The sequence below is a fragment of the Pararhizobium qamdonense genome (assembly GCF_029277445.1).
GTDB classification, from domain to species: domain Bacteria; phylum Pseudomonadota; class Alphaproteobacteria; order Rhizobiales; family Rhizobiaceae; genus Pararhizobium; species Pararhizobium qamdonense.
Map to the genome: position 1 here is coordinate 2,351,052 of NZ_CP119566.1, position 24,624 is coordinate 2,375,675.

General features: G+C 60.6%; 25 protein-coding genes. 9 read left to right on the forward strand and 16 right to left on the reverse strand.

The features are described from left to right. Positions 1-40: 40 nt before the first annotated feature. The 8 genes from PYR65_RS11300 to PYR65_RS11335 all read right to left on the reverse strand — a co-directional run bounded on the left by PYR65_RS11300 (position 41) and on the right by PYR65_RS11335 (position 5,736). Positions 41-379 (reverse strand): hypothetical protein, encoded by a 339-nt coding sequence (locus tag PYR65_RS11300; protein WP_244490247.1) that lies wholly within the window; start codon positions 377-379, stop codon positions 41-43. Positions 380-395: 16 nt separating this feature from the next. Then, a complete protein-coding gene (locus PYR65_RS11305; protein ID WP_060640445.1) occupies positions 396-1,376 on the reverse strand; it encodes a methyltetrahydrofolate cobalamin methyltransferase in 981 nt (326 codons plus the stop codon). 94 nt (positions 1,377-1,470) lie between these two features. Continuing rightward, positions 1,471-2,565: a methylenetetrahydrofolate reductase gene (locus PYR65_RS11310; RefSeq protein ID WP_276118049.1), complete on the reverse strand. Its 1,095-nt coding sequence runs from the start codon at positions 2,563-2,565 to the stop codon at positions 1,471-1,473. A 2-nt stretch (positions 2,566-2,567) separates the two neighbouring features. Then, a complete protein-coding gene (locus PYR65_RS11315; protein WP_060640443.1) occupies positions 2,568-3,149 on the reverse strand; it encodes a methylenetetrahydrofolate reductase C-terminal domain-containing protein in 582 nt (193 codons plus the stop codon). Further along, positions 3,142-3,444, reverse strand: a complete 303-nt coding sequence (locus tag PYR65_RS11320) for a virulence factor (protein ID WP_060640442.1) — start codon at positions 3,442-3,444, stop codon at positions 3,142-3,144. The genes PYR65_RS11315 and PYR65_RS11320 overlap by 8 nt, the downstream gene beginning before the upstream one ends. Positions 3,445-3,556: 112 nt before the next feature. Further along, positions 3,557-4,333 (reverse strand): formyl transferase, encoded by a 777-nt coding sequence (locus PYR65_RS11325; RefSeq protein WP_276118051.1) that lies wholly within the window; start codon positions 4,331-4,333, stop codon positions 3,557-3,559. 20 nt (positions 4,334-4,353) lie between these two features. Next, positions 4,354-4,992 (reverse strand): exopolysaccharide biosynthesis protein, encoded by a 639-nt coding sequence (locus PYR65_RS11330; RefSeq protein ID WP_276118052.1) that lies wholly within the window; start codon positions 4,990-4,992, stop codon positions 4,354-4,356. 123 nt (positions 4,993-5,115) lie between these two features. After that, positions 5,116-5,736, reverse strand: a complete 621-nt coding sequence (locus tag PYR65_RS11335; RefSeq protein WP_060640440.1) for a DUF1638 domain-containing protein — start codon at positions 5,734-5,736, stop codon at positions 5,116-5,118. A 35-nt stretch (positions 5,737-5,771) separates the two neighbouring features. Between PYR65_RS11335 and PYR65_RS11340 the strand changes: the two genes are divergently transcribed. Beyond that, a complete protein-coding gene (locus PYR65_RS11340; RefSeq protein WP_060640439.1) occupies positions 5,772-5,930 on the forward strand; it encodes an entericidin domain-containing protein in 159 nt (52 codons plus the stop codon). A gap of 78 nt (positions 5,931-6,008) precedes the next feature. Here the strand turns inward: PYR65_RS11340 and PYR65_RS11345 are convergent, their stop codons facing one another. Further along, on the reverse strand, positions 6,009-6,707 hold the full coding sequence (locus PYR65_RS11345) for a corrinoid protein (RefSeq protein WP_060640438.1): 699 nt from the start codon (positions 6,705-6,707) through the stop codon (positions 6,009-6,011). 368 nt (positions 6,708-7,075) lie between these two features. On the opposite strand from PYR65_RS11345, the gene PYR65_RS11350 reads away from it, so the two are divergent. From PYR65_RS11350 to PYR65_RS11370, 5 genes are all read left to right on the forward strand, one after another. Then, the gene (locus PYR65_RS11350; protein ID WP_276118053.1) at positions 7,076-8,647 is read left to right on the forward strand and encodes a trimethylamine methyltransferase family protein; all 1,572 of its coding nucleotides are present in this window, start codon (positions 7,076-7,078) and stop codon (positions 8,645-8,647) included. A 107-nt stretch (positions 8,648-8,754) separates the two neighbouring features. Further along, the gene (locus PYR65_RS11355) at positions 8,755-9,456 is read left to right on the forward strand and encodes a ferredoxin (RefSeq protein ID WP_276118054.1); all 702 of its coding nucleotides are present in this window, start codon (positions 8,755-8,757) and stop codon (positions 9,454-9,456) included. Between the two features lie 109 nt (positions 9,457-9,565). Continuing rightward, positions 9,566-10,291: a phosphodiester glycosidase family protein gene (locus tag PYR65_RS11360; protein ID WP_276118055.1), complete on the forward strand. Its 726-nt coding sequence runs from the start codon at positions 9,566-9,568 to the stop codon at positions 10,289-10,291. Positions 10,292-10,363: 72 nt separating this feature from the next. Next, complete coding sequence (locus tag PYR65_RS11365) at positions 10,364-10,885, forward strand: RNA polymerase sigma factor (RefSeq protein WP_276118056.1); 522 nt, start codon at positions 10,364-10,366, stop codon at positions 10,883-10,885. Continuing rightward, positions 10,885-12,993, forward strand: coding sequence for a vWA domain-containing protein (locus PYR65_RS11370; protein ID WP_276118057.1), 2,109 nt, complete (start codon positions 10,885-10,887; stop codon positions 12,991-12,993). Before PYR65_RS11365 ends, PYR65_RS11370 begins: the two co-directional genes overlap by 1 nt. A gap of 78 nt (positions 12,994-13,071) precedes the next feature. Here PYR65_RS11370 and PYR65_RS11375 read toward each other — a convergent pair whose 3' ends face one another. Continuing rightward, positions 13,072-13,419, reverse strand: a complete 348-nt coding sequence (locus PYR65_RS11375) for a hypothetical protein (RefSeq protein WP_276118058.1) — start codon at positions 13,417-13,419, stop codon at positions 13,072-13,074. A gap of 194 nt (positions 13,420-13,613) precedes the next feature. Here PYR65_RS11375 and PYR65_RS11380 point away from each other — a divergent pair, with 194 nt between their 5' ends. After that, positions 13,614-14,633 (forward strand): glycosyltransferase family protein, encoded by a 1,020-nt coding sequence (locus PYR65_RS11380; protein ID WP_276118059.1) that lies wholly within the window; start codon positions 13,614-13,616, stop codon positions 14,631-14,633. 66 nt (positions 14,634-14,699) lie between these two features. Here PYR65_RS11380 and bmt read toward each other — a convergent pair whose 3' ends face one another. Further along, positions 14,700-15,719 (reverse strand): betaine--homocysteine S-methyltransferase, encoded by a 1,020-nt coding sequence (gene bmt, locus PYR65_RS11385; protein WP_276118060.1) that lies wholly within the window; start codon positions 15,717-15,719, stop codon positions 14,700-14,702. 80 nt (positions 15,720-15,799) lie between these two features. Next, entirely contained in the window at positions 15,800-17,125 is a 1,326-nt protein-coding gene (locus tag PYR65_RS11390; RefSeq protein WP_276118061.1) for an O-antigen ligase family protein, read from the reverse strand. Between the two features lie 354 nt (positions 17,126-17,479). Between PYR65_RS11390 and PYR65_RS11395 the strand changes: the two genes are divergently transcribed. After that, complete coding sequence (locus PYR65_RS11395; RefSeq protein WP_276118062.1) at positions 17,480-18,766, forward strand: acyltransferase family protein; 1,287 nt, start codon at positions 17,480-17,482, stop codon at positions 18,764-18,766. Between the two features lie 12 nt (positions 18,767-18,778). Here the strand turns inward: PYR65_RS11395 and PYR65_RS11400 are convergent, their stop codons facing one another. The 4 genes from PYR65_RS11400 to PYR65_RS11415 form a co-directional block, all read right to left on the reverse strand. Beyond that, a complete protein-coding gene (locus PYR65_RS11400; RefSeq protein WP_060640428.1) occupies positions 18,779-19,822 on the reverse strand; it encodes a quaternary amine ABC transporter ATP-binding protein in 1,044 nt (347 codons plus the stop codon). Further along, entirely contained in the window at positions 19,815-20,723 is a 909-nt protein-coding gene (locus PYR65_RS11405; RefSeq protein WP_060640427.1) for an ABC transporter permease, read from the reverse strand. The genes PYR65_RS11400 and PYR65_RS11405 overlap by 8 nt, the downstream gene beginning before the upstream one ends. 294 nt (positions 20,724-21,017) lie before the next feature. Further along, positions 21,018-22,016 carry an ABC transporter substrate-binding protein gene (locus tag PYR65_RS11410; protein WP_060640426.1) on the reverse strand — a complete coding sequence of 333 codons (999 nt, stop codon included), beginning with the start codon at positions 22,014-22,016 and terminating at the stop codon, positions 21,018-21,020. A 763-nt stretch (positions 22,017-22,779) separates the two neighbouring features. After that, positions 22,780-22,923 carry a hypothetical protein gene (locus PYR65_RS11415; RefSeq protein ID WP_200953637.1) on the reverse strand — a complete coding sequence of 48 codons (144 nt, stop codon included), beginning with the start codon at positions 22,921-22,923 and terminating at the stop codon, positions 22,780-22,782. 246 nt (positions 22,924-23,169) lie between these two features. Between PYR65_RS11415 and PYR65_RS11420 the strand changes: the two genes are divergently transcribed. After that, positions 23,170-24,624 (forward strand): cobyric acid synthase, encoded by a 1,455-nt coding sequence (locus PYR65_RS11420; RefSeq protein WP_276118063.1) that lies wholly within the window; start codon positions 23,170-23,172, stop codon positions 24,622-24,624.

Below are 24,624 nucleotides of genomic sequence, written 5' to 3' on the forward strand. Positions count from 1 at the left end.
TCCTGGGCGGACACGGTCAGTTCATCCTATGCAGTTTGGCCTATTCGCTGAGCCGCTGCGCATTGGCGCGGACCCGCTTGCCATATGGTTTCAGTGCCGCAACGGCGACCCGGTCGGAGGCTCCGGCAAGGCCGGCGCAGGTCCCGGTGGCCAGCGCGGTGGCCGCGATCATGCCTTCGTTGACCATCGCGACGCTGACGGCCATGACGCTTTCCGTGGCGGCCGAAAGCTTTTCGGTGATCATCCGGCTGACTTCCGCCGTGCCGCTCGCGGACCCGCCCGAAAGCGCGAAATCCTGCATGCGCGAGGATATGACCATCGGGGCCTGAAACCAGAGGCTGGCGAACTCGTCGATGAGATCGGCACTGAAAAACATCATGTCTCTTTTCTGGCGGTTATTCCGCCTTTTCACCGGCTGGCTCTTCAGCCCTTGCTCCGGCACGTCCAGCACGGCCACCGCGGCGGCCACTGGAGGCGCCGGGTGCTGCTGCGGCCGGGGCCGCATGGCCACCTGCCGGATTGTGATCGCGATAGGTCATGATCCAGGTGCCGCAATTCTGGTCGGTCCCGTTCAAGACATTGGCCGCGCGAACGGCTTCCATTTCCTGCGGACGGCAGGGATTCATGATCGCCGACGTCATGCCCGCACCGATCACCATGGGGATGAAGCCGGCATTGATGCCGTGGCGATGCGGCAGGCCGAACGAGATGTTCGACAGACCGCAGGTGGTGTTGACCTTCAATTCGTTGCGCAGACGGTGCAGAAGCGCAAAGACCTGGCGGCCGGCATCGCCGAGCGCGCCGATCGGCATGACCAGCGGATCGACCACGATGTCGTGCGGCTTGATACCATAATCCATGGCCCGTTCGACAATTTTCTTCGCAACTGCGAAACGAACGTCCGGATCCATCGAAATACCGGTTTCATCGTTGGAAATCGCGACCACCGGAACGTCGTATTTCTTGCAGAGCGGCAGGATGGCCTCGAGCTTTTCTTCCTCGCCGGTCACCGAGTTGACCAGAGGGCGGCCCTTGGCGACCTTAAGCGCGGCCTCGATGGCGGCCGAGACGGAACTGTCGATCGACAGCGGCACATCGACCAGGCCCTGGACGATTTCGAGCGTGCGCACCAAAAGGGCAGGCTCGGTCTCGTTCGGATTGACGGAGGTAACACCGGCATTGACGTCGAGCATGGTGGCGCCCGCCGCCACCTGTTCCAGCGCATCCTTGATCACCGTGTCGAAATTGCCTTCGATCATCTCGGCGGCCAGTTTCTTGCGGCCGGTCGGGTTGATCCGTTCACCGATGACGCAGAAGGGCTGGTCGAAGCCGATGATGATTTCGCGGGTGGCGGAAGCAACGATGGTGCGGGTCATGTCTGATCCTTCGGGTCGGTGAGCGCTGCTTGATCGGCGCCGGGATGGTTGGTCAAAGGCAGGGCTTGAGGGCCGCACCACAGATGCTTTTTATTCAATGCTGCCGGTGCGCTGCGACGTCGGCCATTTCCTCTTGGTTTTCCTGCTTGCCGTCGCGGATCGCGTCGAGCCTTTCGGCAACGCGGCTGTCGCCGGGATTGGCTTCGCGTGTCCAGGGCGTGCGGCCTTTGAGGACGCCGGATTCATGGACGATCTCGGCGACATATTCTTCCTGCCGGTAGGCCATCACATGCACGCCGGAAACGCCCTTGATCTCCTTCACCTCGTTGATGATGTCGATGCAGAGCTGCTTGCCTTCCTTTTTCTGATCCTGCGCGCCTTCCAGCCGCTTGATGATCGCGTCCGGAATATGGATGCCCGGCACGTTGTTGCGGATCCAGTTGGCTGTCTTGGCGGATGCCAGCGGGCCGACGCCGACGAGGATGAAGCATTTTTCATCGAAGCCGAGATCGCGCACCTTGTTCATGTAGTCGCGGAACATCGGCACGTCGAAACAGTACTGGCTCTGAACGAACTGGGCACCGGCCTCGATCTTCTTGCCGAGCCGGTAGGGGCGGAAATCATAGGGCGGCGCGAAGGGGTTGATCGCCGCACCAAGAAAGACCTGCGGCGGTGTCGTCAGCTTGCGGCCCGACAGGAACTTCGAATTGTCGCGCATGACGCGCACCGTCTCCAACAGCGACATGCAGTCGAGATCGAAGACAGGTTTGGCGCCCGGCTGGTCGCCGGCCTGGACGCCATCGCCGGTCAGGCACATGATATTGGCAACGCCCATGGCGGCGGCACCCAGAACGTCGCCCTGGATGGCGATGCGGTTCTTGTCGCGGCAGGCGATCTGCATGATCGGCGCATAGCCCATGCGGGTCAAAAGCGCGCAGATGCCGACGGAGGACATATGGCAGTTGGCACCGGAGGCATCGACCGCATTGATGCCATCGACCCAGCCCTCGAAGATCGCGGCCCGCTCGTAGACGTCTTCCGGGTTGGCGCTGTCGGGCGGGTTGAGTTCGGCGGTAACGGCGAATTCGCCGCGGCGCAGAACACGCTCCAGCCGGCCGCGCGAGGAATGGCCGGGCAGGGGATCGAGCGGGAGATGGCGGCCAAGCGGATTTTCGTCGATATGGGCCATGCTTAGGCGTCCTTTGCAGCGGCAGCGGCGGCTTCGCGGGCTTCGGCGGCCTGCGCGGTGACGCGCAGCCAGGACGAGGTTTCGCGCAGCGACTGATTGACGGGTTTCTGCACGTTCAGGATCGCGTCTCCCTTGACCATGTTGCGCGAGCCCTCCCAGGCCTTGACCCAGACACAGGGCATATCAGGCTCGACCTCGCAATTGCCGTTGGCGCGAACGCCGCCGCACGGGCCGTTGCGCAGCTGCTTGGGGCAGTTCATCGGGCAGGACATGCCGGTCGATGACAGAGCGCACTGGCCGCACATGCGACAGTCGAACAACAGGCCTTTGACATTGCGCTCGATGAAGGTGACCGGCGCTTCCACGCGATTGTAGCCGATGGCCTTCCACAGGGGATGCAGCAGCAGGAAGACGTCGGCAAAGCGGTGATAGAACCATTCGAGGAACCGCGAATGGCGAACGGCCCACAGCCGGATCGTATAGCTGCGGCGCGAACGGCGGTTGGGCGAAACGCTGGCGGGCGTATAGGCGCCGGTGGCGGCCTTTTTCGCGGGCGCGGCATTGCCGGGTTTTGCGTCAGCCATTGTCTTTGCCGCCGGATTTGACCAGGGCGACCAGGCGCTCCCTGTCATAGGCCGCTTCCAGCTCGGCTGCGGCTTTGTCGGCCTCTGCCTCGAGGTCGTCGGAGACCGGTGTCGGGTCGGCCTTGCGCCATTCCGCCAGATAGTCGCCGCTGTCGGCAGCGCCGGTTCGCATGGCGCACATATCGATGGCTTCGGTAAAGCGCAGGGTCAGCTCGCGCTTGGCGGTCTTGCGGCCCTGCTTGATGATGACCTGCGCCGGAATATCGCGCCAGTAAACGATAATGCGATCTGCCATATGCCCGAATTCTCCTCTTGCCCGACAATGCGCATCTTGCCACGTCATGGCTCACCTTGGCACGACGCGCGTCATGCTCAAAAGCGACTTGTCCCCGGCGTTGGCACTATAACTACCAGATGCCGCGTGAGAAGCCATTCCAGAGCCATGTCCAGATCGGCGGGTGATACCATTGGCGGGAATTGCCGTCTGGCGGCAGAGGTTTGAGATTGCCCGAAAGCGCATCTTCGACGGCGCTGAGGACAATGCCGGTGGACGCTGCCGTCTGCAGCAGCGGATAGGTGTGCATCGTGTCGTTTTTCGATGGCATCATGCGCGACTGGTAGAGAATGCCGCCGGTATCGACACCGGCATCGACCAGGTGCATGGTCGCACCGAAATTTGCCTCGTCATTTTGAACGCGTGCCCAATATCCGCCCATCAGGCCGCGATATTGGGGATTGATGCCGGCATGGAAATTGATGACCGGGCAGGGCATGGCTGCCAGCGTCGTAACGGAGAGCATGCGGCAGCTGACGAGAAAGACGACCGCCGGGCTGATGGCGCGGATCTGTTCGATTGCCTCCGGCGTGTTGATCGAGCCAACCGCGATCACAGGAATGGCAGGATTTTCGCGGTCATCGGCCTGGTAATCACCCAGAATTTCCGCGCTGCGCTTCTCGGTCAAACGCTTGCCGAACCTTGAGGCAACCATCGTCGCAAACTGACCGGCGGCTGTGATCAGCCCCAGCTTGCGGATGCGGCGCTTGAGAAAGAGCTTTTTTGATTCCGGCTGTTCCAAGAGAACGGTCACATCGCCAAAATGGCTTTCGATCGCATTGATCAGGATCTGCGGATTGCGGCCGCCGGCCGTGACGATGACGATCTTCCGGTTGGTGGGTGAGCTCATGTCGGTGATCACCGTCCGTCTCAGATCATGAAGGCGAGGACTGCGCCGGCGGCGAGGATGACGCTGGCAGCGACGGCAAGCGAAATGATGCCGATCAGGGCACCTGCCACAAGTCCCAGTCCATCCCGCTCCATATGGGCAAAGCCGATCACGGAGAGCGCGAAAGCCGGCAACCAGTTGCCGAAGGGAATGGGCAGGAAGATCACCACCGCCAGGACAAGCGCCAGAAATCCGATCAGCCGTTCGGCCAGCCGGCTGCCCAAAAACCAGCCACGCGGCCTGATCAGCGTTTCGGCGCGCTGGAGCCAGGGCGAGATGCGGTTGACGAAGACGAAGAACGTAGCGTTGTCAAAGGCATAGTCGCCCATGCGTTTCGGCAGCCAGATGCGGCTGCGCCGGGAGGCAAACATCTGCCAGGCGACGAAAATCAGCGGCAGGCCGAGAATGAACGTGGCGCCCGGCGGCAGCGGGATGAGGTTGGGAAGGGCAAAGACGACGAGGAAGGCACCGAAGGAGCGGTTTTCCATGGCTGCGGCAAGTTCGCGCAAGGTGATTTTCGAACCGGCATTGAGCGAGAGATTGCGCAGGAGCTGGGACAATTGCTGCGGATGGTGGCTCTGTGCCCTTGCCGGAAGGTCCGTTGCGAAAATGTCCGTCATCCCCGTCACCTATTCTTGTGGTTGTTCGGGCGACTTTGGCGGCAGGCCGTTACGATGCACTTAAATCAAATGCAGCGCTTGCAGCAAAATTGTGAGCAAGGCTAACAGAAGGTTTCCGGCCGTTCAGGCGTGCAGAAGTGCGGGCGTCAGGTCGCCGTAACCGGTAAACCGGTATTCATAATCAAGCCCCAGCATTCCGGCGGCCTTGCGGGCCTTTTCCTGCAGCTTTTCGTCTTCCACCTGCGAGAGATAGATGAGCTTCTTGTAATGGCCGAAATACATGTCGCGCAATTCCGGATGGCGGTCGAGGCCGAGCGGTTCGATGACGAACGCCTCGAATTGGCGGGCCAGGAAATCCGTCAGGAAAAACGAGGTGAAATCCTCGTCCCACCCGGCCTCGAAGGCGGCATTGCCGGCGAAAAAGGAAAAACAGTGCGGACCGGCGATGCGCTCGACCTTTTCTTCCTCACAGAGCCTGTCGAGCAGGCCGCCGGTGCCGCAGTCGGCATAGGCGACGAAGATGCGGCCGAAGCCTTCGGCGCGGGCCTTGTCGATAGCGGATTTGATGCCGGGCGTGATCTTGTCGGGGGTGTTGTGCCAGATGGCGGGAAGACAGGCGAGGTCGATATGGCCGAGTTTGTTGGCTTCGCAGACGGCCAAAATTTCACGGGCAATCGCACCGCATGCGATGACGTGAACTTTTTCCGTTTTCGTGCGTTCCATAGCCGAAGATCTTTCTTCCATGCCAACGTTATCCGTCACAATAAGGAACCCGACCCATGACCGCAAAGACAATCGCCACAATCGGTCTCGTGCTTTTTTCCGTCACCACGCTCGCTTCGTGCGGCAATACCATTCGCGGCATGGGTGCTGATGCAGCCAATACCGTGGATGCGACCCAGGATGCCGGCCGCAAGGTCGATCGCGCTGCCAACTAAACGGTTGGGTTCGATATAAGAAAACCGGCCGCGCTGTTCATCAGCGCGGCCGGTTTTTGCATGCTCAAATTCGCTTGATCAGGCGCCGGCCAGCTGATTGTGCTTGCGCTTCATGAATTCCTTGGCTGTTTCGACGGCAACAGCCGCGTCACGGCAATAGGCATCGGCGCCGACAGCCTTGCCGAATTCCTCGTTCAGCGGTGCGCCGCCGACCAGGATGACATAGTCGTCGCGCATGCCCTTTTCCTTCATCGTGTCGATCACGACCTTCATATAGGGCATGGTCGTGGTCAAAAGGGCGGACATGCCGAGGATATCCGGCTTTTCGCGCTCGATCGCGTCGAGATAGTTTTCGACGGGGTTGTTGATGCCGAGATCGATGACGTCGAAACCCGCACCTTCCATCATCATGCCGACCAGGTTCTTGCCGATGTCGTGAATGTCGCCCTTGACGGTGCCGATGACCATCTTGCCCTGTTTTGGCGCGCCGGTGGCGGCGAGAAGCGGGCGCAGGATGAACATGCCGGCCTTCATGGCATTGGCCGAAAGAAGCACTTCGGGAACGAACAGGATGCCATCGCGGAAATCGACGCCGACGATCCGCATGCCTTCGACCAGTGCCTGGGTGAGGATGTCGTAGGGAACCCAGCCGCGCTTCAACAGAATGTTGGTCGCGTCCTCGATCTCTTCCTTCATGCCGTCATAGAGATCGTCGTGCATCTGCTGCACGAGTTCGTCGTCGGAAAGATCCTCGAGAATGATTTCGTCGTCTGCCATGATGGTTTTCCTCGGTTCCTGGCGCTGTCAGGCTCAAACCTCCCCGACGCAGCTACTATACTTAGCTTTACCGGCGGCAAAAGCTCTTTTCGAAAGCGACGCCGCATACGATGAAAAACGACGGCAGGACGATCGCTCCGCCTTACCATTCGCAGCATTGGGCAAAACAGTCTATTGCCTGATGCCGAGGCTAGAAAATATGATATCGGCACTGAAGACCTGCTGGGCGCTTGAAGCCGGATCAGGTTGCGCCTGCGATCGTGTTCGAGTTGCGCCACCCGTTGGCGCATTGAGAACCGTTCGGATGCGAAGGCTTGGTAGCATAGGCTTGAGATGTGCGCCGGTGAGGCGCGGGAGAGGACAAAGACATGGCAGATGTGACCGAGCAAACGGAAGATACCGGCGGACGCCGCTCGCGCGGCGAGGGCCGGGGGGCCGCAGCCCGCCGTGCTTCGCGCACCGGCGGCGGCGCACCGCCATCGCTTCCCTACATCACCCGCAAAATCCGCGAGTACGAGGTTCTCGACGAGGAAGGCCTGGCGCTGATCGAGGCCAATGCCGACCTTATCCTCGAGGAAATCGGCATCGAGTTCCGCGACGACGAAGAGGCACTGGCGTTGTGGAAACAGGCCGGAGCCGATGTGCGCGGGCAGCGCGTGCATTTCCCCAAGGGCCTGTGCCGTCGGCTGTTGAAAACCGCACCGTCCACCTTCACTTGGCATGCGCGCAACCCTGAGCGCAACGTCCAGATCGGCGGCAAGGCGACGGTCTTCGCACCGGTCTACGGCCCTCCCTTCGTGCGCGATCTCGAAGGCCAGCGCCGCTATGCGACGATCGAGGATTTCCGCAATTTCGTGAAGCTCGCCTATATGGCGCCGTCGATGCATTCGTCCGGCGGCACGGTCTGCGAGCCGGTCGATATCCCGGTCAACAAGCGCCATCTCGACATGGTCTACAGCCATATCAAATATTCCGACAAGCCGTTCATGGGGTCGGTGACGGCGCCGGAACGCGCCGAAGACACGATCGCCATGGCCAAGCTGGTGTTCGGCGACGAGTTCGTCGAAAACAATTGCGTCACCCTCAACCTGATCAATGCCAACTCGCCGATGGTTTTCGACGAGACGATGGTCGGTGCCTTGAAGGTCTATGCCCGGCACAATCAGGCCTGTGTCGTCTCGCCGTTCATTCTGTCCGGCGCCATGAGCCCGGTGACGGTTGCGGGAACGCTGACGCAGATTCTTGCCGAAGTGCTGGCCGGTGCCGCCTTCACGCAGCTGATCCGGCCCGGTGCGCCGGTGCTGTTCGGCACGTTTGCGGCCTCGATTTCCATGCAATCGGGCGCGCCGACCTTCGGCACGCCGGAGCCGTCGCTGGTGTCCTATGGCGCAGCCCAGCTTGCCCGCCGCCTTGGCCTGCCGTTTAGAACCGGTGGCTCGCTCTGCGGGTCGAAGGTTCCGGATGCCCAGGCAGCCCACGAATCGGCCAACACGCTGAACATGACGCTGCTTGCCGGCACGAACTTCGTCCTGCACGCCGCCGGCTGGCTCGAAGGCGGTCTGGTCTCGTCCTATGAAAAGTTCATGATCGATCAGGACCAGCTCGGCATGATGCAGAAGATGGCCGAAGGCGTGGACCTGTCCGTGGATGCGCAGGCGCTCGACGCCATCCGCGAAGTCGGCCCCGGCAGCCACTATCTCGGCTGCGCCCATACGCAGGCCAATTTCCAGACAGCTTTCTACCGTTCGGCACTCGCCGACAACAATTCCTTTGAACAGTGGGAAATCGAGGGCGAGAAGCGCGTCGAGCAACGCGCCAATGCGCTCGCTCGCAGCTGGCTGGAACATTACGAGCGTCCGCCGCTCGATGCCGCCATCGACGAGGCCCTGCTCGATTTCATCGCCAAGAAGAAGGATTCGATGCCCGACGCCTTCACTTGAAGAGAGCCCGAACAAGCCAGGGAGCAAGGCGGAGCGGCGCAGGTAGCAGATTTCATCCAAAAGGAAGTCTGGCGCCCACATTACGACAGGCAGGGGCCGAAACCGAAATGAGCGGTCCCATGGCATCCAGCGATGTCTTGAACGAACTCCGTGCAGCGCTTGCGCCGCACGGAGTTTTTTTACGCGGAACGGTCTCGTTTGCCGACGGCGAACCGGCACCTGTGCTGACCAACGGGCAGGCGGTCAAAACCGTTGTCCTCATCGGAAATATCGGAGGTTCGATCTGGCCGGCTTTTGAACGCTGGCGCGAGGGTCTTCCGGATCGCGGCGGGGACAACCCGCTGGATCTCTGGTCGAAAACGGTGATCACGCCTGTGGCACGGCAACTCGGTGCCACCGCTTATTTTCCGTCCGATCCGCCCTTTCAGCCGTTCCAGCAATGGGCGGTGCGGGCGGAAGGGCTGAAGGCTTCACCGCTCGGCATTCTCATTCATCCCGATTATGGCCTGTGGCATGGATATCGCGGCGCTCTCGGTTTCGACCGTCACCTTGTGGCGGAAACTCCCGTCAGTCAAAGCCATGCCTGCGACCACTGTCTGGATAAGCCGTGCCTTTCAACCTGTCCGGCAAACGCCATTCTCGCGGCAGGATTCCAGGTTATGCCGTGCCGTACCCACCTGAAAAGCCCGGAGGGCCAAGCGGGGTGCATGCAGACCGGCTGCATCGCCCGCAACGCCTGTCCGGCCGGGAGCACCTATCGCTACAGTGCACAACAGCTGCGTTTTCACATGGATGCGCTGGGTTTATAGAGTGTCTGCCTCCATTTCGCTGTTGTCACGCGACAGGATCGTATGCGTGTGACATGAGGTGAGCATGTTTGGTTCTTTATCGTACGCAGCTGTCAGCATCGGACTGGCCATGACCGCATCCATACTTGCCGCCGGGAAAGCCGAGGCCGCCTGCCGTGAGGTTATGCACCTGACGCAGAGCTATGCCGTCTGCATCTTCGATCCGGCCGCGAGCCACATCCGCATCGTTCATCGCGGCCGCGATGGCCAGCCTTATGGCGGCTTTGAACCGCTTCTGCGCGATCTGCGCCAGGAGGGCGAGTACCTGGAATTTGCCATGAACGGCGGCATGTATGAGCGCGACCTGTCATCGGTCGGCCTGCTCGTGACGGATGGTATCGAGCGCAAGGCGCTCGACCGGGGACATAGCTGGGGCAATTTCTATCTAAAACCCAATGGCGTGTTCTTCCTGGAAAAGGGCCGGGCCGGTGTGCTCGAAACCGAGGCCTATGTGGACGCGGCGGTGAAGCCGGACTTTGCCACGCAATCCGGACCGATGCTTGTCATCGACGGTCAATTGCATCCGGCGTTCCTGCCGCAGAGCGACAGCCTGCAGATCCGCAATGGTGCCGGCGTCGATCAGAACGGCATGGCAATCTTCGCCATGTCGCTGCAGCCGGTACGCTTCCATGATTTCGCGACGCTGTTTCGCGACGGGCTCGGTTGCGACAATGCGCTGTTTCTGGATGGGTCGATCTCCAGCCTGTTTTCACCGGCACTCGATCGCTACGACAATATCCATCCGATGGGGCCGATCATCGCTGTGATGCGAAAAATGCCGGGCTTGCAAAAATAATTTCGATCCGGCCCAAGGATTGGCCAAGACCGAACGTCTCATACCTAATTGCAATGGAACCGGGCGGCGAATTTGGATGAGGACCTGATCGAAAGGGCGCAGAACGGCGACCGGCATGCCTTCGGCCTGCTGGTGGAGCGCCACTATGATTTCGTCCATTCCATCGCCTGGCGCTGGTCCGGTCATGCCGTCGATGCCGAGGATATCGCCCAGACGGTGTGCCTGAAGCTTGCTCAGGCGATCCGGGCCTTTCGCGGCGCCAGCCGTTTTCGCACCTGGCTTTATACGCTGACCGTGAATGCGGCGCGCGACCACCAGAGAAGCCAGTCGCGCGAACGGCGCAATGCTGCAAACTACCTTGCCGACCCGACCAGCGACGCCGCCAACGATAACCACGATCAGGCCGAGGCGCTGTGGGCGGCCGTGCGGCAATTGCCGGAAAAACAGGGTGACGCCGTGCTGCTCGTTTATGGGGAAGGTTTGTCGCATGCTGGCGCGGGAGATGTCATGGGATGTTCGGAGGCAACCGTGTCCTGGCATGTGCATGAGGCCCGCAAGCGTTTGAAAATCCTGCTCGGCAGGGAGACGGTGTGATGAACGACGATCTGAAAAACCTGGGTCAGATGCGCCCGCCGGAACCTTCGCAGGCGGCACGCGCCCGTGCGCTGTCGCTGGCGCGTGCTGCCTATGACGAAGCCGGAAATACTGCGCAGGCCACCCAAGGAAATGCGGGTGGCCGGCGTCGAAGCTCCATGATCAACAGGCTATGGAGCCCCGTCATGAACAGAAAATTCCTCGCAGGTTCGGCCCTTGCCACGCTTCTTGTGGTGCCAGCCGCCGCTTTTCTCACGCTGGAGCTGACACGGCACGGTTTGCCGGTGGCGACAGGGGAACAGCAGGTCGAGCCGACAACCGGCGTTCAGGCACAACAGGCTGACGCAAAGAAAATGGCGCCGGCGAAACCCCGAACCGAATCCACGTCAGAGACGCTCGCTGGGCGGAGCAAGCCGGCAGCCGAGCCTTCCGGCACCCTGGCTGATCAGGTTGCCGAAAAATTGGCGGTCGAACGGGAAGCGCGGCGCAAAGGCGGTATTAAAGTCATGATCGGCAACCCGGCAGCCGAGCCTGCACAGCAGGAGGCCGAATTCGACGCGGCGCGCCAGTCGCTGGGGAAGCAATCTGCGGCACCGGCTGCGATCGCGACGCAATCGATGGCCGGTGGATCGGGTGCCGGCATCATGCGGTCACCCGCACCGGTCGATACACTCGCGCAACCGGAGGAAAACCGGGACCGGTTTACTTCGGTAGACACCAATCCGGTCAAATCCGTCGCCACCGATCCGGTCTCCACCTTTTCGGCCGATGTTGACACGGCGTCCTATTCGCTGGTGCGCAGGTCGTTGATGGCCGGGCAGATGCCGGACCGCGACAGCGTGCGGGTCGAGGAGATGATCAATTATTTCCCCTATGACTGGCCGGGTCCAGACAGCAAGGATGCGCCGTTCAAGGCCACCGTTACAGTCCTTCCGACGCCGTGGAATACGCAGACGCGGCTGATACATGTGGGGATCAAGGGGTATGATGTGGCTCCGGCCACCGCGCCGCGTGCCAATCTGGTTTTCCTGATCGATGTCTCCGGCTCGATGGACGAGCCGGACAAGCTGCCGCTCCTGAAAAGCGCGTTCCGGCTTCTGGTAGAGAAACTGAAACCCGAAGATACCGTCTCCATCGTTACCTATGCCGGCAATGCCGGCACGGTGCTTGAGCCGACAGCGATCAGGGACAAGGCGAAGATCCTGACGGCGATCGACACGCTGCAGCCGGGCGGCTCGACGGCCGGTGCGCAAGGGCTTGAGGCGGCCTATGATCTGGCCCAGCAGGCTTTCATCGAGGGTGGCGTCAACCGGGTCATGCTGGCGACTGACGGCGATTTCAATGTCGGGCCGTCGAGTGACGAGGCGTTGAAGGCGACGATCGAGGCCAAGCGCAAGAGCGGCATCTTCCTGTCGGTGCTCGGCTTTGGCCGGGGAAACTACAACGACGCGCTGATGCAGACGCTGGCGCAGAACGGCAATGGCACCGCCGCCTATATCGATACGCTGGCCGAAGCGCAGAAGTCGCTGGTCGAGGAGGCAGGATCGTCGCTCTTCCCGATTGCCAAGGATGTCAAATTCCAGGTGGAGTTCAACCCCGATCAAATCGCCGAATACCGGCTGATCGGCTATGAGACCCGCGCGCTGAAGCGGGAGGATTTCAACAATGACAAGGTGGATGCCGGCGATATCGGCTCCGGCCATCGCGTCACCGCTGTTTACGAGATCACGCCGAAGGGTAGCCCGGCGGTGCTGAACGACGACCTGCGCTATGGGTCTGAGCCAGCGCAGGCAACTCAGCCATCCGGCGAGCTGGCATTCCTGAAAATCCGCTACAAGCAGCCGGATAGCGAGACCAGCAAGCTCATCACCACGCCGGTGACGGAAAGCAATGCGGTGGCTACGCTTGCGCAGGCGGGCGAGGATATCCGCTTCTCCATCGCGGTCGCGGCCTTTGGCCAGAAGCTGCGCGGAACGGATGCCGTATCCGCCTATCCCTATGGTTCGATCCTCGACCTTGCGTCCCGCGCAAGGGGTGATGATGCCTATGGCTACCGGGCGGAATTCCTCAACCTGGTGCGGCTCGCCAAAAGCCTCAGCGGAGAGTAAGGCGCCGGTTTGGATGGTGGCAAACGCCCTCCGGTCAAACGGAAGGCGTCTTGCGTTCAGCCGATGGTCCTCATGCATTCACGCTTTCGGATAGGCCTTTTCCAGTCCGCCGGAACGCACCAGGCCTGTGCGAAATGCCTGATAGGCCGCATGCTGGCTGGATTTGGCCGCCTCCATCAGCCGGATCTGCAACCGGGCAGGGGCGTTCGACCCCAGCCATTCGCCGAGTTTTTCGAGCTTGAGGGAATTCAGCAATTTCGCGGTCGAGGCCAGATCGAGCTGGCGGTACAGGCCTTCGATCAGGTTTTCATCCTGTGCGGCATTTTCCATCAGCAGCAACAGATAGGATTTCTCGCTGTCGCCAAGAGCCGCCAGCTTTTCGGCAACGGCATCGCGGGCGGGAAACGGGGCGGCTGTACCGTTCATCTCTTGGCTTTCTCTCGTGATCGGCGGGTCAATTGTGAGGAACTTTACGGACCGAGGCTGGGGCAAAACTGGATTGGGGCGCGGCAAGCAAGGCTGGCACATCCTTGGCAGTGCTAATGAAGCAATGTTCTGGTCCCATAAGCGGCGGATTTTGCCGAAAAGGCGTCCGGGCGTCTTCAGGGACGGAGAGACCAGTGGCCCAGCTTTCGATCTGCATGCCCAGCAACCGGCCTCTGACGACATCGCGCGCTGCGATCGAGAGCGCGCTCGCCTATGCCGGGAAAACCGGCGCGAAACTGATCGTGTCCGACAATTCCTGTGATCCGGAAAAGCGGGCGTTTCTTCAAAACCGTTCGGCCTATCTGGTCTATCATTGGTCACAGAGCGCAGATGCGTCCGGCAATTGGCTGGAAGCGATGTCGCTGGCTGATACGCCGTTCCTGCTGCCGATGGGCGACGACGATGAAATCCATTTCAGTCCCGGCGAAACACCGGTCGATTTGTCGTCGCTGCCGCAGGACGTGGCGGGTATTCGCCCGCAAACTCAGATCTGGACGGCTGCAGGCGGGGTCTGCCAGACGGAGCGCTATACGATCGATGCGCCAAATCCTGCCGAACGGTTGCAGGAGTTCTCCCGCAAGGTGATGGGCAATAACAGCATATTCTACAGCATATACCGGACGAGCACGTTCGTGCCGTTGCTCCAGTTCTTCACCCGCGCACATCCAACCAAAGGCGGCTATTGCGACTGGAGCCTGTCCTTCGCACTGATCGCCAGCGGCCGGATGATCCATGATCCGTCGCTGATCTATCGCTACGATCTGGGCAAATGGGTAACGGAAAGCGGCATCGCAGCTGCCTCAAGCGATCTCTATGAGAGGGCGGGACTGCCTGCGGACAGCGAAAAACATGCCGCTCTCCTGCGTTTCCTCGACATCCACATACTGGCGCTTCGCCACTCGCTGCAATTCACTGCAGCGGAGCGCGGCGAGGTGCTGTTGATGAACGGACGGCTCGCCATGGCGGAATTCTTAAAGAGCGTGCGGACCAATGCTCAAGATTATGACGAGGTGGTGGTCTATCTCGCCGGACTGATCGAGCAGGAGCGCAATATCGATTCGATATTTCATCTGGCGTTGATGATGACGGATTGCATCAAGCCGGGCCTGAAGGATGGCTATATCCGCTTCTTCCAGGCTGCTACCGCCGCCTGAAACAAAGAGAGCCTAAAAATCATCCGATTTTCAGGCTCCCTGATTTTGGGCGTAGGTCGAGATGTCTCAGCCGCGGCGGCGGCTTCCGCGTTCGCGGGCCGGGGCCGAGGGGCCTTCGTTGGCGGTCTTGTTGCGCATCGGGCCGATGCGCTCGACGATGGTTTCAACGGTTGGCCGTTCGCCCGGCACGTAGCTGTCGAGCGCCACGCGCATCGCGGCCAGATGCTCGCACGAGGTGCCGCAGCAACCGCCGATGATTTTTGCGCCGGCATCGCGGGCAAGACGGGCATAGTCGGCCATCAGCGGCGGCGTGCCGGAATAATAGATTTCCGAGCCGCGGAATTCCGGAATGCCGCAATTGCCCTTGATGATGATATTGGCCTGCGGGTTGGCATCGGTCATGTCGAGCAGCGACGACAGGATGTCGGATGCGCCAACGCCGCAATTGGCGCCGGTTGCAACCGGACCGCTGCCAATGTCCTGGGCGACCGCGAACATATCCTTCGGATGCAGGCCCATCATCGTCTTGCCGGCCGTGTCGAACGAACCGGTATAGACATAGGGCAGACCGACCTTGACGGCTGCTTCTGCGGCCGCACGGATTTCGTCTGCGGCCGACATGGTCTCGATCCAGGCGACTTCGGCGCCGCCGGCCTTCAGGCCCTCGATCTGCTCGACGAATGCTTCGACCGCATCCTCATAGCTCATGGCGCCCAGCGGGATCAGCAACTCGCCGGTCGGGCCGACCGAACCGGCCGTGATCACCTTGCGCGGAGCCTTGTCGGCAACGGCACGGGCGATTTCGGCTGCGCGCTTGTTGAGATCGTAGACGCGATCCTGGGCCTGGTGCAGTTTCAGGCGGTGGCGCGTGCCGCCGAAGGAGTTGGTGAGGATGATGTCGGCGCCGGCATCGACGAAATCCTGATGCAGCTTGGTGATGTTGTCAGGCTTGGCTTCGTTCCAGAGTTCCGGGGCCTCGCCCGCTTCCAGACCCATCGCAAACAGCGAGGTTCCGGTCGCACCGTCGGCGAGAAGCACGCCCTTTTCAGCGAGCAGGTCGGAAAGCGGATTGGCGTGCACGGTCATGGGAAATCCTGATCTCATCGGGTTTTCTAATCATATAAAGATATCCTTATATGATTGCAACCCTGCAAAACCGGATGTTCTCAATCCGCACTGCGCCGCAGATTGCAATGCGCTGCCATATTCAGCCCGAAAACCGCCAGCGCCAGAAGCATCCATTGCGGATCGGCACGGTTGAGGATGAAGGATTCCATCATGCCGTTATACGTCATGAAAATGATGACCATCATGCAGAACTCGGAGAAATTGCGGCTGCCGCTGTGGCGGGCAGCGCGCAGATAGTCGATGAGCGGCTTGACGAACAGAAGCAGGATCATCACCGCCCCGCCAGGAATACCGAAGGTCAGCAGCGCATCGAGAAAGGTATTATGCGCCGATACGATGCCGCGTACGTCCCAATCCGCTTCGAAATTGGCTTCCATGCCGCGAATGACCGGGGATTGCCAGAAGCTGGCATAGCCATGGCCGAACCAGGGATGGGCGGCAATGCTCTCGGACGCAAACTGCCAGATCGCATCGCGGCCGGTGAAGGTCGGATCCTCCAGAACGGCTGCCGTCATGGCGTGCAAACCGGGCGAATAGATCGTGCCGACAGTCAGGCAGGTAACGAGCGCGGCGAAACACAGGTGCACGGCGACGATGGCCCCGGCGCTGCGGATAGCGCTGCCGCACAGCACGATGCCGATTGCCAGCGGCAGGAAACCGATCGTCGTCTTCGAGCCGGTGTGCAGGACGAAGATGACGGCCAGCAATGTGATCGCCCAGCCGCGCAGCCGCGCGCCGGAGCGAAGACAGTAGATGCCGAACATCGCGAGCACTGAAAAGACTGGGGCGGACACGTTCTTGTGGGAGAGATGGCCGCGCCAGTAGCCAGCATGCCAGGACTCCAGCGCAGACGCCTGATGGATCGCTCTTTCGGGCAGGAGAACGAGGGCGGCATAGTTGATGACGAGCAGGAGCAGCACCGCGTTGGCACAGGCCTCGACAAATTCCTTCTCGCTGCGCGGCAAGACCAGCACGCCGGCAACGATCAGCATGGCGACCAGGCTGAGCGTCACGCCGCGCGCCGAAGCGGCCGGATCATAGGATTGCATGCAGGAGAAATAGGCGATGGCAAAAATGATCAGCCAGCTCGGCGAGACCAGTTGCAGCAAGGTGCGCGGAGCAACGGTGGCCAGCATGAAGAAAATGAACAGGGCGCCGAGCCCGATATAGCCGATCTGGTTGACGACATTCGCCGTCGTCCCGGGATTGCCATCAGATACGACGTCGCCCATGAACGGATTGAGACTGAAGATCATGATGAACAGGCCAAAGCCCGACAGGAATGTCGTTGCAGCCCGCATCATCGCTGCGGCCCCTTCGGGCGCTGCCTGCGGTATGATGATTCTGGCGTCTGCTTGGCGCAAGGCGGTTATCCGTGGCTGGCGGCGAAGCGGCCGGCGGGTTTTGCCATTCATCCACCGCCCAGAGCGATCCGGACCCGGCTGCGCGGCGCGCGTCTGAAAGCGGTTCTGGATTGCCAGCTCGCACAGTGCCTCGACAGGGTTAAATCGCGGTAAAGACCGGTCCTGCCGTTCATCCAGATGTCTGCAATCGCCGCGCTCAGCGATCGAATTCGTTTACCTATCTGCCGGATTTACAATGCAGGTTCCCCTCCGGTTAACGCAAAATTTCGGGGCGTTGCCTAACGCTCGCCCGATCCTTTTTTTCGTGCGCGCTGCGTGCGCATGGTTTGCGTCGTCGATGGAGCAAAGAGCATCATGACCAGTTCCGAAATCCGCAATCCTGCCGCCGCAACATCAGGTGGTGCTCAGAACCCATCGCGGGTTCGCTTCGCGGTGCTGGATTCCTGGCGCGGGATTTGCGCGCTGCTGGTTGCGATCATGCACTTTCCAGCCTCCGGGCCGCTGTCGGAAAGCCTCATCATCCGCAATGCCTATCTGTTCGTGGATTATTTTTTCGTTCTGTCCGGATTCGTCATCGCGCACCGGTACCGTTCCAGCATTTCCAGCCGCGCTGCCTATCTGCGCTTTGCGATCGTGCGGCTTGGCCGCGTGTATCCGCTGCATCTTGCCGTGCTTGCGGTGTTCGTTGCTTTCGAACTGCTGAGGCTGACGGTCCCGGCGCTTCGGGGCGACGGCGCAGCGCCATTTTCCGACGGCAACACCATCGGCGAGTTGATCAACAGCCTGCTGCTTTTGAACGGGGCCGGCATGGATGTGCGCCTGACCTGGAACAGCCCGAGCTGGAGCATTTCGGCGGAGGTCTGGACCTATCTTCTGTTCGGTCTTGCCGTGCTGACGCTTGGCCGCCGCCACTGGATTGTGTTCATTCCGGTGATTGCAGCCGGCATGGCGGTAATCTATGCCTGGTCGCCGGACCATATGGACACGACATGGCATCTCGGCCTTGTCCGTTGCCTCTACGGTTTTTCGCTGGGCGCGCTGCTCTATCACTTCTTCGGGCCGGTGCTGGTCGCCCATCACCTCAACGCATCCTCGCCACGCGTCACGTCTCTTTGGGCAACAGGCGTGGAATTGCTGACGCTGGCTGCGATCCTCGGCTTTGTGGCGCTGGCCGGGAAGGGAGCGGTCAACATTCTTGCGCCATTCGTGTTTGCGCTGGCCATCTGCGTGTTCAGCTATGAAGGCGGCGCGCTCAGCCGCTTGCTGAACCGCCGGATTTTCCTGTGGCTCGGGACGTTATCCTACGGCATCTACATGGTGCACATTTTCGTGCAGGCCCGCATGATCAATGCCGCCAGTCTTGTCGAGAAGCTGACGGGGCAGGCGTTTGTCGGCCCGTTTTCGATCGGGCAGGAGGCGTTCTTCGGGTTTGGCATTCGCGGCGCGGCGTTCGGCGTGGTCATGACCACGGTGATGGTCGCTCTCGTCGTCGTGACGGCGCTCGTGGCGCATTTTCTGATCGAAAAGCCCGGTATCCGCTTGTCAAAGGCGATCGCCGATCGGGTGGGCGGCGAGACCCGCGCGGAAGCGACGGGCAAAAAGGGGGCGGGACAGGCCGGTTTGTCCGCCCTGTCCCCGTGAGTAAGGCAGACGTCAGGCTGCCTGCAACTCGTGGCTGATCGGCGTCACCATGGCGGAAATGATCGTGCCGAGATCGATCGAGCCGACCGGGCGGCCATTGCCATCGACGACATGGGCTACATTCTGATTGGCCAGCGTCATCATCCGGGCCGCACTTTCCAGCACGGTTCCGATCGTCACAGGCATGCCTTCCGGGTTGCCCGAGAGCGGCTTCATGATCGTTTCGACATTGATGACCCGGCCGCGGTTTACTTCCTTGACGAAGGCCGTGATGTACTCGTCCGCAGGCTTCAACACGATGTCCTGTCCGGTTCCCTGCTGGATGACCTTGCCGTCGCGCAGGATGGCGATCTTGTCGCCGAGCCTCAGCGCCTCGTCGAGATCGTGGGTGATGAAGACAACGGTCTTCTTCAGTTCCTTCTGCAGGTCGAGCAGCACCGTCTGCATGTCGACGCGGATAAGCGGATCAAGCGCCGAATAGGCTTCGTCCATCAACAGGATGTCGGCATCGTTGGTGAGCGCGCGGGCAAGCCCGACGCGCTGCTGCATGCCGCCCGAAAGCTGGTTGGGATAGTGGTTCTCGAACCCCTTGAGGCCGACCCGCTCGATCCAGCCCTGTGCCCGCTTGCGGCTTTCCGCCTCCGGCACGCCCTGGATTTCCAGGCCGTAGACGGTGTTTTCGATGATGGTTCTGTGCGGCAGGAGCGCAAATTTCTGGAACACCATCGCCGTCTTGTGACGCCGGAATTCGCGCAGGGCGTTTTCGTTCATCTTGCAGACGTCGACGCCGTCATAGAGCACTTCGCCGGCGGTCGGATCGATCAGGCGGTTGATGTGGCGGATCAGCGTCGATTTGCCGGAACCGGACAAGCCCATGACCACCATGACGCCACCGGCGGGCATGGAGATGTTGATGTCCTGCAGGCCGAGAACATGGCCGTGCTTCTCATTGAGTTCGGTCTTTCCGAGCCCGGCCTTGACCTGATCGACATAGTCACGGCCGCGCGGTCCGAAGATCTTGTAGAGGTTCTTTACCTCGATTGCGTGACTAGCCATGGATCACCTCCGAATGCTTTTGCAGGCGCCTGCCGTAAGCCTGGCTGGTGCGGTCAAAAATGATGGCGATTGCAACAAGCGCGAACCCGTTGAAGAAGCCGACGGTGAAGAACTGATTGTTGATCGCCTGGAGGACGTTGCGGCCAAGACCGCCGACGCCGACCATGGATGCGACCACGACCATGGCAAGCGACATCATGATGGTCTGGTTGATGCCGGCCATGATGGTGGGCAGCGCCAGCGGCATCTGAACGTTTTTCAGCCGCTGCCAGGGGGAGGACCCAAATGCGTCAGCCGCTTCCAGCACTTCCTTGTCGACCAGCCGGATCCCGAGATTGGTAAGGCGGATCATCGGCGGCACGGCATAGATGACGACGGCGATCAGGCCTGGTACCTTGCCGATGCCGAAGATCATCACCACCGGAATGAGGTAAACGAAGCTCGGCATCGTCTGCATGACGTCGAGGATCGGGTTGATGATCGACTGGGCGCGCTCGGAGCGGGCCATCAGGATACCGATCGGAATACCGACGATGATGGCGATGAACGTACAGACCGTGACCATGGCCAGGGTCACCATCGTGTCGTTCCACAGGCCGACAAGGCCGATCAGGAGCATAGAGACGATGGTGCCGATGGTGATCCGCATATCGCGGCTGCCGTAATAGACGATCGCGACCATCACGGCCAAAATGATGATCCAGGGCGAGCTTACGAACAGCTTTTCAAGAAAATTCAAGAATACCTGGAGCGGCTGGACGAGAGCGTCGATAATATTGACATATTCGCGCACGAGGGCCTTGAAGCCGTCATCGATGCTTTTGCGCGCCATTCGTATCGTCGTGTCGTCGATCGCCGGAAATTTACAAAGCAGATCTGGCAAGTAACTGCATATTGCCATGTCGTTCCCCTTTTTGCCGGAAGTTTTATAGTGCCGGCCACGTCGTCAGGCCGTTAGGCCTTCGCGCAGACTTGGGTGGTTTCTCCGAACCCCGGCATGTCGAAAATGTGACAGCTTTTCATCACAAGCGACTATGCCGTTTGCGACGATTTTCGTTTTCTTATCCCGTATCTGACGGAAATACCGGCGGCATTTCGGGTCGCCGGCATCGGGATCGACTGTCTTGCGGTGTCATGGCAGCATTGCCGGCGGTAAGCCGGCAGCGGAGAAGGCTCCGCTGCCGCAGGCAATGCCTTAAAGGGCTGCCTTGACCTTTTCGGCGACATCCGGTGCGACCCACTTGGTCCACATGTCCGGATAGGTTTCCAGGAAGTACTTGGCCGCGTCTTCGTTGGTGCCCTGGTTGTCGGTCATCCAGGCAAGAACCTTGTTGACGGTGCCGTTGTCCCATTTGCGGACCTTGACATAGTCCATGGCAACGCCGGCTTTCTCGGAGAATGCCTTGGTCACGACGGTGTAGACGTCGGAGGTCGGGTAGGAATTGACCTTCGGATCGGCGCAATCTGGAACCGCCGTGCAGGCATCCCAGTCCGCCTTGTTGTGATCGACGCCAAAGCTCAGGCGGGTCATCTGGTACTTACCGAGGATGGCCGTCGGAGCCCAGTAGTAGCCGAGCCAGCCAGCTTTCTTTTCGAAGGCGTTGGAGATCGAGCCGTCAAGGCCGGCGGCCGAGCCGGTGTCAACCAGTTCGAAGCCATCCTTGTCGGCGTTCAGCGCCTTGTAGAGGTTTGCGGTCGAGACCTGGCAGTTCCAGCCCGACGGGCAGTTGAAGACGGCGGCCTTCGACGGATCTTCCGGAGCCGGGAACAGTTCCGGATGCTTCAGGGCGTCCTGCACGGTCTTGATGTCGGGATGCGCGTCGGCCAGGAACTTCGGAATCCACCAGCCTTCGACGCCGCCTTCGCTCAGGAGCGGGGCTGCTTCGATCAGACGGCCTTCCTTGATGGCGGCATCGAGCGGCGTGCGCACGGCATTGACCCACAATTCGGGCGCCATGTCGGGCTGGGCCTTCTCGTTCATGGAGGTGAAGGTCGGCATCGTGTCGCCGGTGACAAGCGTTACCGTGCAGCCATAGCCATTTTCAAGAATGTACTTATCGACATGCGCCGCGACGCCTGCCGAGGCCCAGTTCATTTCTGCGATGCTGACTTCGCCGCAGTCTGCGGCTTGAGCGGAACCGGCAAGCGCATAGACGCCGGCGGCGAGAATGGTGGAAGCGAGGAGCTTCTTCATGTTTAAGACCTCCCAGTCTTATTGCAGACAAAATCGTGGGGTCCATCGGGATACTGCATCTCCCGCAAACCCAATCGTTCAGGTTGAAGCAGGCCGGGGGGATCTTGTGGCAAGGCCAATCTTTCATCCCCGCTGCGACGGCGTTGGAGTTTTCTTGTCTGGCTGCGGAACTCTGTCGTCAGCCATCTCTCTTTTTACCGTTAGGGGCAGCGTAAGTATTCCACAGGAGAAATCAACCTCCGGAATCGTTTTAAGCCGTTCCGAGAGCATTTCGGCAACCGCGGGAGGCCTGCGCAAGCTGTTGAAATTTAATGAGCCGGGCAAGATTTTTGTGCAAACACGCCGCTCTGTGGCGTAAAATTAGCACTGCTTCACACAAGAGTTGCAGAGCGTGTTTTATCCCAGACAAATTGTGTTCCGTATGCGTCTTCACGCGGATTTTTATCCGCCGTGAAAAAAAGTGAAAAAAAGCGCGAATTCACCTTTGGTTAAGCTCTCACTAACCATCCGGTAACACTGTCAGGCTAATTGTTTTCCTGCGGCGGGGGAGACTTGGCCGCCCGGCCGGATCAGGTTTTGCGTCCCGGCTGGAGCGATCTCCGGGTGTATGCCGGAGCGGCCATGTGTTTGTTTTGGCAGACCGCACGGTTCCTTGACGGGAGCGGGTGCGGTTTTCGCATGTGTGGCACCCTCGTTCAGGCATAAAAAAACCGCGCCATCTTCAAAGAGCGGCGCGGTCTCGAAGTGTCAGTCCGGGAGAGTATCAGCCGACGCTGCGGGTACGGATGAAACCCAGCGGGCCGAAGGGGCTGGCCATGACCGTGTTGCGCACGCGCGACTGGCTGTCGGGAACCTTGGAGTTCCAGGCGATCTGAACGAAATTGGGCTTGCTGAAGATGAACAACATCTGGGTTTGACCTTGGGTGTGGAGCGCCTATCGCTCCGTGCTTTGATGGTGCTGATATAATCCTGTTTTGGCGGAATACAACGAGTATTTTTGCCATGCGATGTCGCTTTCCGGATAGTTTCAGGGCCGTGCCGTACAAGCCTTGCAGCGGCCTGAAATATCGCGTGAAAAACTGCCGTCAAACGCGGCAGAAATGCGGCGGAATAAGGCTTTTCTTGCGGTGGCCGCAATGCTAGATCAGGCGCCATGACAAAGACGATCATGCTTCAGGGAACCGGCTCCGATGTCGGAAAAACGGTACTCGTGGCGGGGCTCTGCCGCATCGCTGCCAATCGCGGCCTCAAGGTCGCGCCCTTCAAGCCCCAGAACATGTCGAACAACGCGGCGGTTTCGGATGATGGCGGCGAGATCGGCCGGGCGCAGTGGCTGCAATCGATGGCGGCGCGCATTCCGTCATCGGTGCATATGAACCCTGTCCTCTTGAAGCCGCAGTCGGAAACCGGCAGCCAGATCATCGTGCAGGGGAAGGTGGCCGGCCAGGCGAGGGGGCGCGATTATCAGGCCTTGAAGCCGAAGCTGATGGGCGCCGTCCTGGAAAGTTTCGAGATCGTCCGGTCAGGCAAGGATCTGGTCGTCGTCGAAGGGGCGGGGTCACCCGCCGAAATCAACCTGCGGGCCGGCGATATCGCCAATATGGGCTTTGCCACGCGCGCCAATGTGCCGGTCGTGCTGGTCGGGGATATCGACCGGGGCGGCGTCATCGCCTCGCTGGTCGGCACGCATGCCATTTTGCCCGGCGAAGACCGCGCCATGATCAGCGGCTATATCATCAACAAGTTCCGGGGCGACGTGTCGCTGTTTGACGATGGCATTGCGGCGATCGGTGGATTTACCGGCTGGTCCTGTTTCGGCGTCGTGCCCTGGCTGAAGAGTGCGGCGCGTCTGCCGGCGGAAGATTCGGTCGTTCTTGAAAAACTGGCGCGCGGGACGGGCAGGGCCTTGAAGATTGCGGTGCCGGTTTTGTCGCGTATCGCCAATTTCGACGATTTCGATCCGCTGGCCGCAGAGCCGCAGGTCGATCTCGTCTTCGTGCGGCCGGGCGAACACATTCCCGCCGATGCCGGACTGGTCGTCATTCCCGGATCGAAGGCGACGATCGCCGATCTCTTCGATGTCCGCGCGCAGGGGTGGGACCGCGATCTTCTGGCGCATGTGCGCCGCGGCGGCCGCGTCATCGGTATTTGCGGCGGCTACCAGATGCTCGGAGACCGCGTCACCGATCCGCACGGTATCGAAGGCAATGTCAGCGAGATCGCAGGGCTTGGCCTTCTGGCGGTCGAAACGGAAATGGCGCCCGAAAAGACGGTGCGCAACACAAGCGCTCGCTCGGCAATCTACGATGTGGCGCTGGAAGGCTATGAAATCCACCTTGGCCGCACCATAGGCGCCGATTGTGCGCGTCCGGCAGTCATCATCGACGGCCGTCCGGACGGCGCGGTCTCGCCGGATAGTCTTGTCAGCGGAACCTATCTGCACGGCCTGTTTGCCAGCGACGCCTACCGCGCAGCGCTGCTCAAGAGCTTCGGCATCGAAGGCGGCGGCGAAAATTACCGGCTCTCGGTCGACCGGGCGCTGGACGATGTCGCAGCCGAACTGGAATCAGTGCTTAATCCGCGCTGGCTGGACGGTCTGATGTCCTGA

Coding starts and splice junctions, on each gene's coding strand:
- PYR65_RS11300 (WP_244490247.1), bottom strand. CDS start 379: ATGATGTTTTTCAGTGCCGATCTCATCGACGAGTTCGCCAGCCTCTGG.
- PYR65_RS11405 (WP_060640427.1), bottom strand. CDS start 20,723: ATGGCAATATGCAGTTACTTGCCAGATCTGCTTTGTAAATTTCCGGCG.
- PYR65_RS11415 (WP_200953637.1), bottom strand. CDS start 22,923: ATGTTGTTCATCTTCAGCAAGCCCAATTTCGTTCAGATCGCCTGGAAC.
- PYR65_RS11395 (WP_276118062.1), top strand. CDS start 17,480: ATGACCAGTTCCGAAATCCGCAATCCTGCCGCCGCAACATCAGGTGGT.
- bmt (WP_276118060.1), bottom strand. CDS start 15,719: ATGACCGTGCACGCCAATCCGCTTTCCGACCTGCTCGCTGAAAAGGGC.
- PYR65_RS11360 (WP_276118055.1), top strand. CDS start 9,566: ATGACCGCATCCATACTTGCCGCCGGGAAAGCCGAGGCCGCCTGCCGT.
- PYR65_RS11340 (WP_060640439.1), top strand. CDS start 5,772: ATGACCGCAAAGACAATCGCCACAATCGGTCTCGTGCTTTTTTCCGTC.
- PYR65_RS11330 (WP_276118052.1), bottom strand. CDS start 4,992: ATGACGGACATTTTCGCAACGGACCTTCCGGCAAGGGCACAGAGCCAC.
- PYR65_RS11355 (WP_276118054.1), top strand. CDS start 8,755: ATGAGCGGTCCCATGGCATCCAGCGATGTCTTGAACGAACTCCGTGCA.
- PYR65_RS11350 (WP_276118053.1), top strand. CDS start 7,076: ATGGCAGATGTGACCGAGCAAACGGAAGATACCGGCGGACGCCGCTCG.
- PYR65_RS11420 (WP_276118063.1), top strand. CDS start 23,170: ATGACAAAGACGATCATGCTTCAGGGAACCGGCTCCGATGTCGGAAAA.
- PYR65_RS11345 (WP_060640438.1), bottom strand. CDS start 6,707: ATGGCAGACGACGAAATCATTCTCGAGGATCTTTCCGACGACGAACTC.
- PYR65_RS11410 (WP_060640426.1), bottom strand. CDS start 22,016: ATGAAGAAGCTCCTCGCTTCCACCATTCTCGCCGCCGGCGTCTATGCG.
- PYR65_RS11310 (WP_276118049.1), bottom strand. CDS start 2,565: ATGGCCCATATCGACGAAAATCCGCTTGGCCGCCATCTCCCGCTCGAT.
- PYR65_RS11400 (WP_060640428.1), bottom strand. CDS start 19,822: ATGGCTAGTCACGCAATCGAGGTAAAGAACCTCTACAAGATCTTCGGA.
- PYR65_RS11305 (WP_060640445.1), bottom strand. CDS start 1,376: ATGACCCGCACCATCGTTGCTTCCGCCACCCGCGAAATCATCATCGGC.
- PYR65_RS11315 (WP_060640443.1), bottom strand. CDS start 3,149: ATGGCTGACGCAAAACCCGGCAATGCCGCGCCCGCGAAAAAGGCCGCC.
- PYR65_RS11370 (WP_276118057.1), top strand. CDS start 10,885: ATGAACGACGATCTGAAAAACCTGGGTCAGATGCGCCCGCCGGAACCT.
- PYR65_RS11375 (WP_276118058.1), bottom strand. CDS start 13,419: ATGAACGGTACAGCCGCCCCGTTTCCCGCCCGCGATGCCGTTGCCGAA.
- PYR65_RS11335 (WP_060640440.1), bottom strand. CDS start 5,736: ATGGAAGAAAGATCTTCGGCTATGGAACGCACGAAAACGGAAAAAGTT.
- PYR65_RS11325 (WP_276118051.1), bottom strand. CDS start 4,333: ATGAGCTCACCCACCAACCGGAAGATCGTCATCGTCACGGCCGGCGGC.
- PYR65_RS11320 (WP_060640442.1), bottom strand. CDS start 3,444: ATGGCAGATCGCATTATCGTTTACTGGCGCGATATTCCGGCGCAGGTC.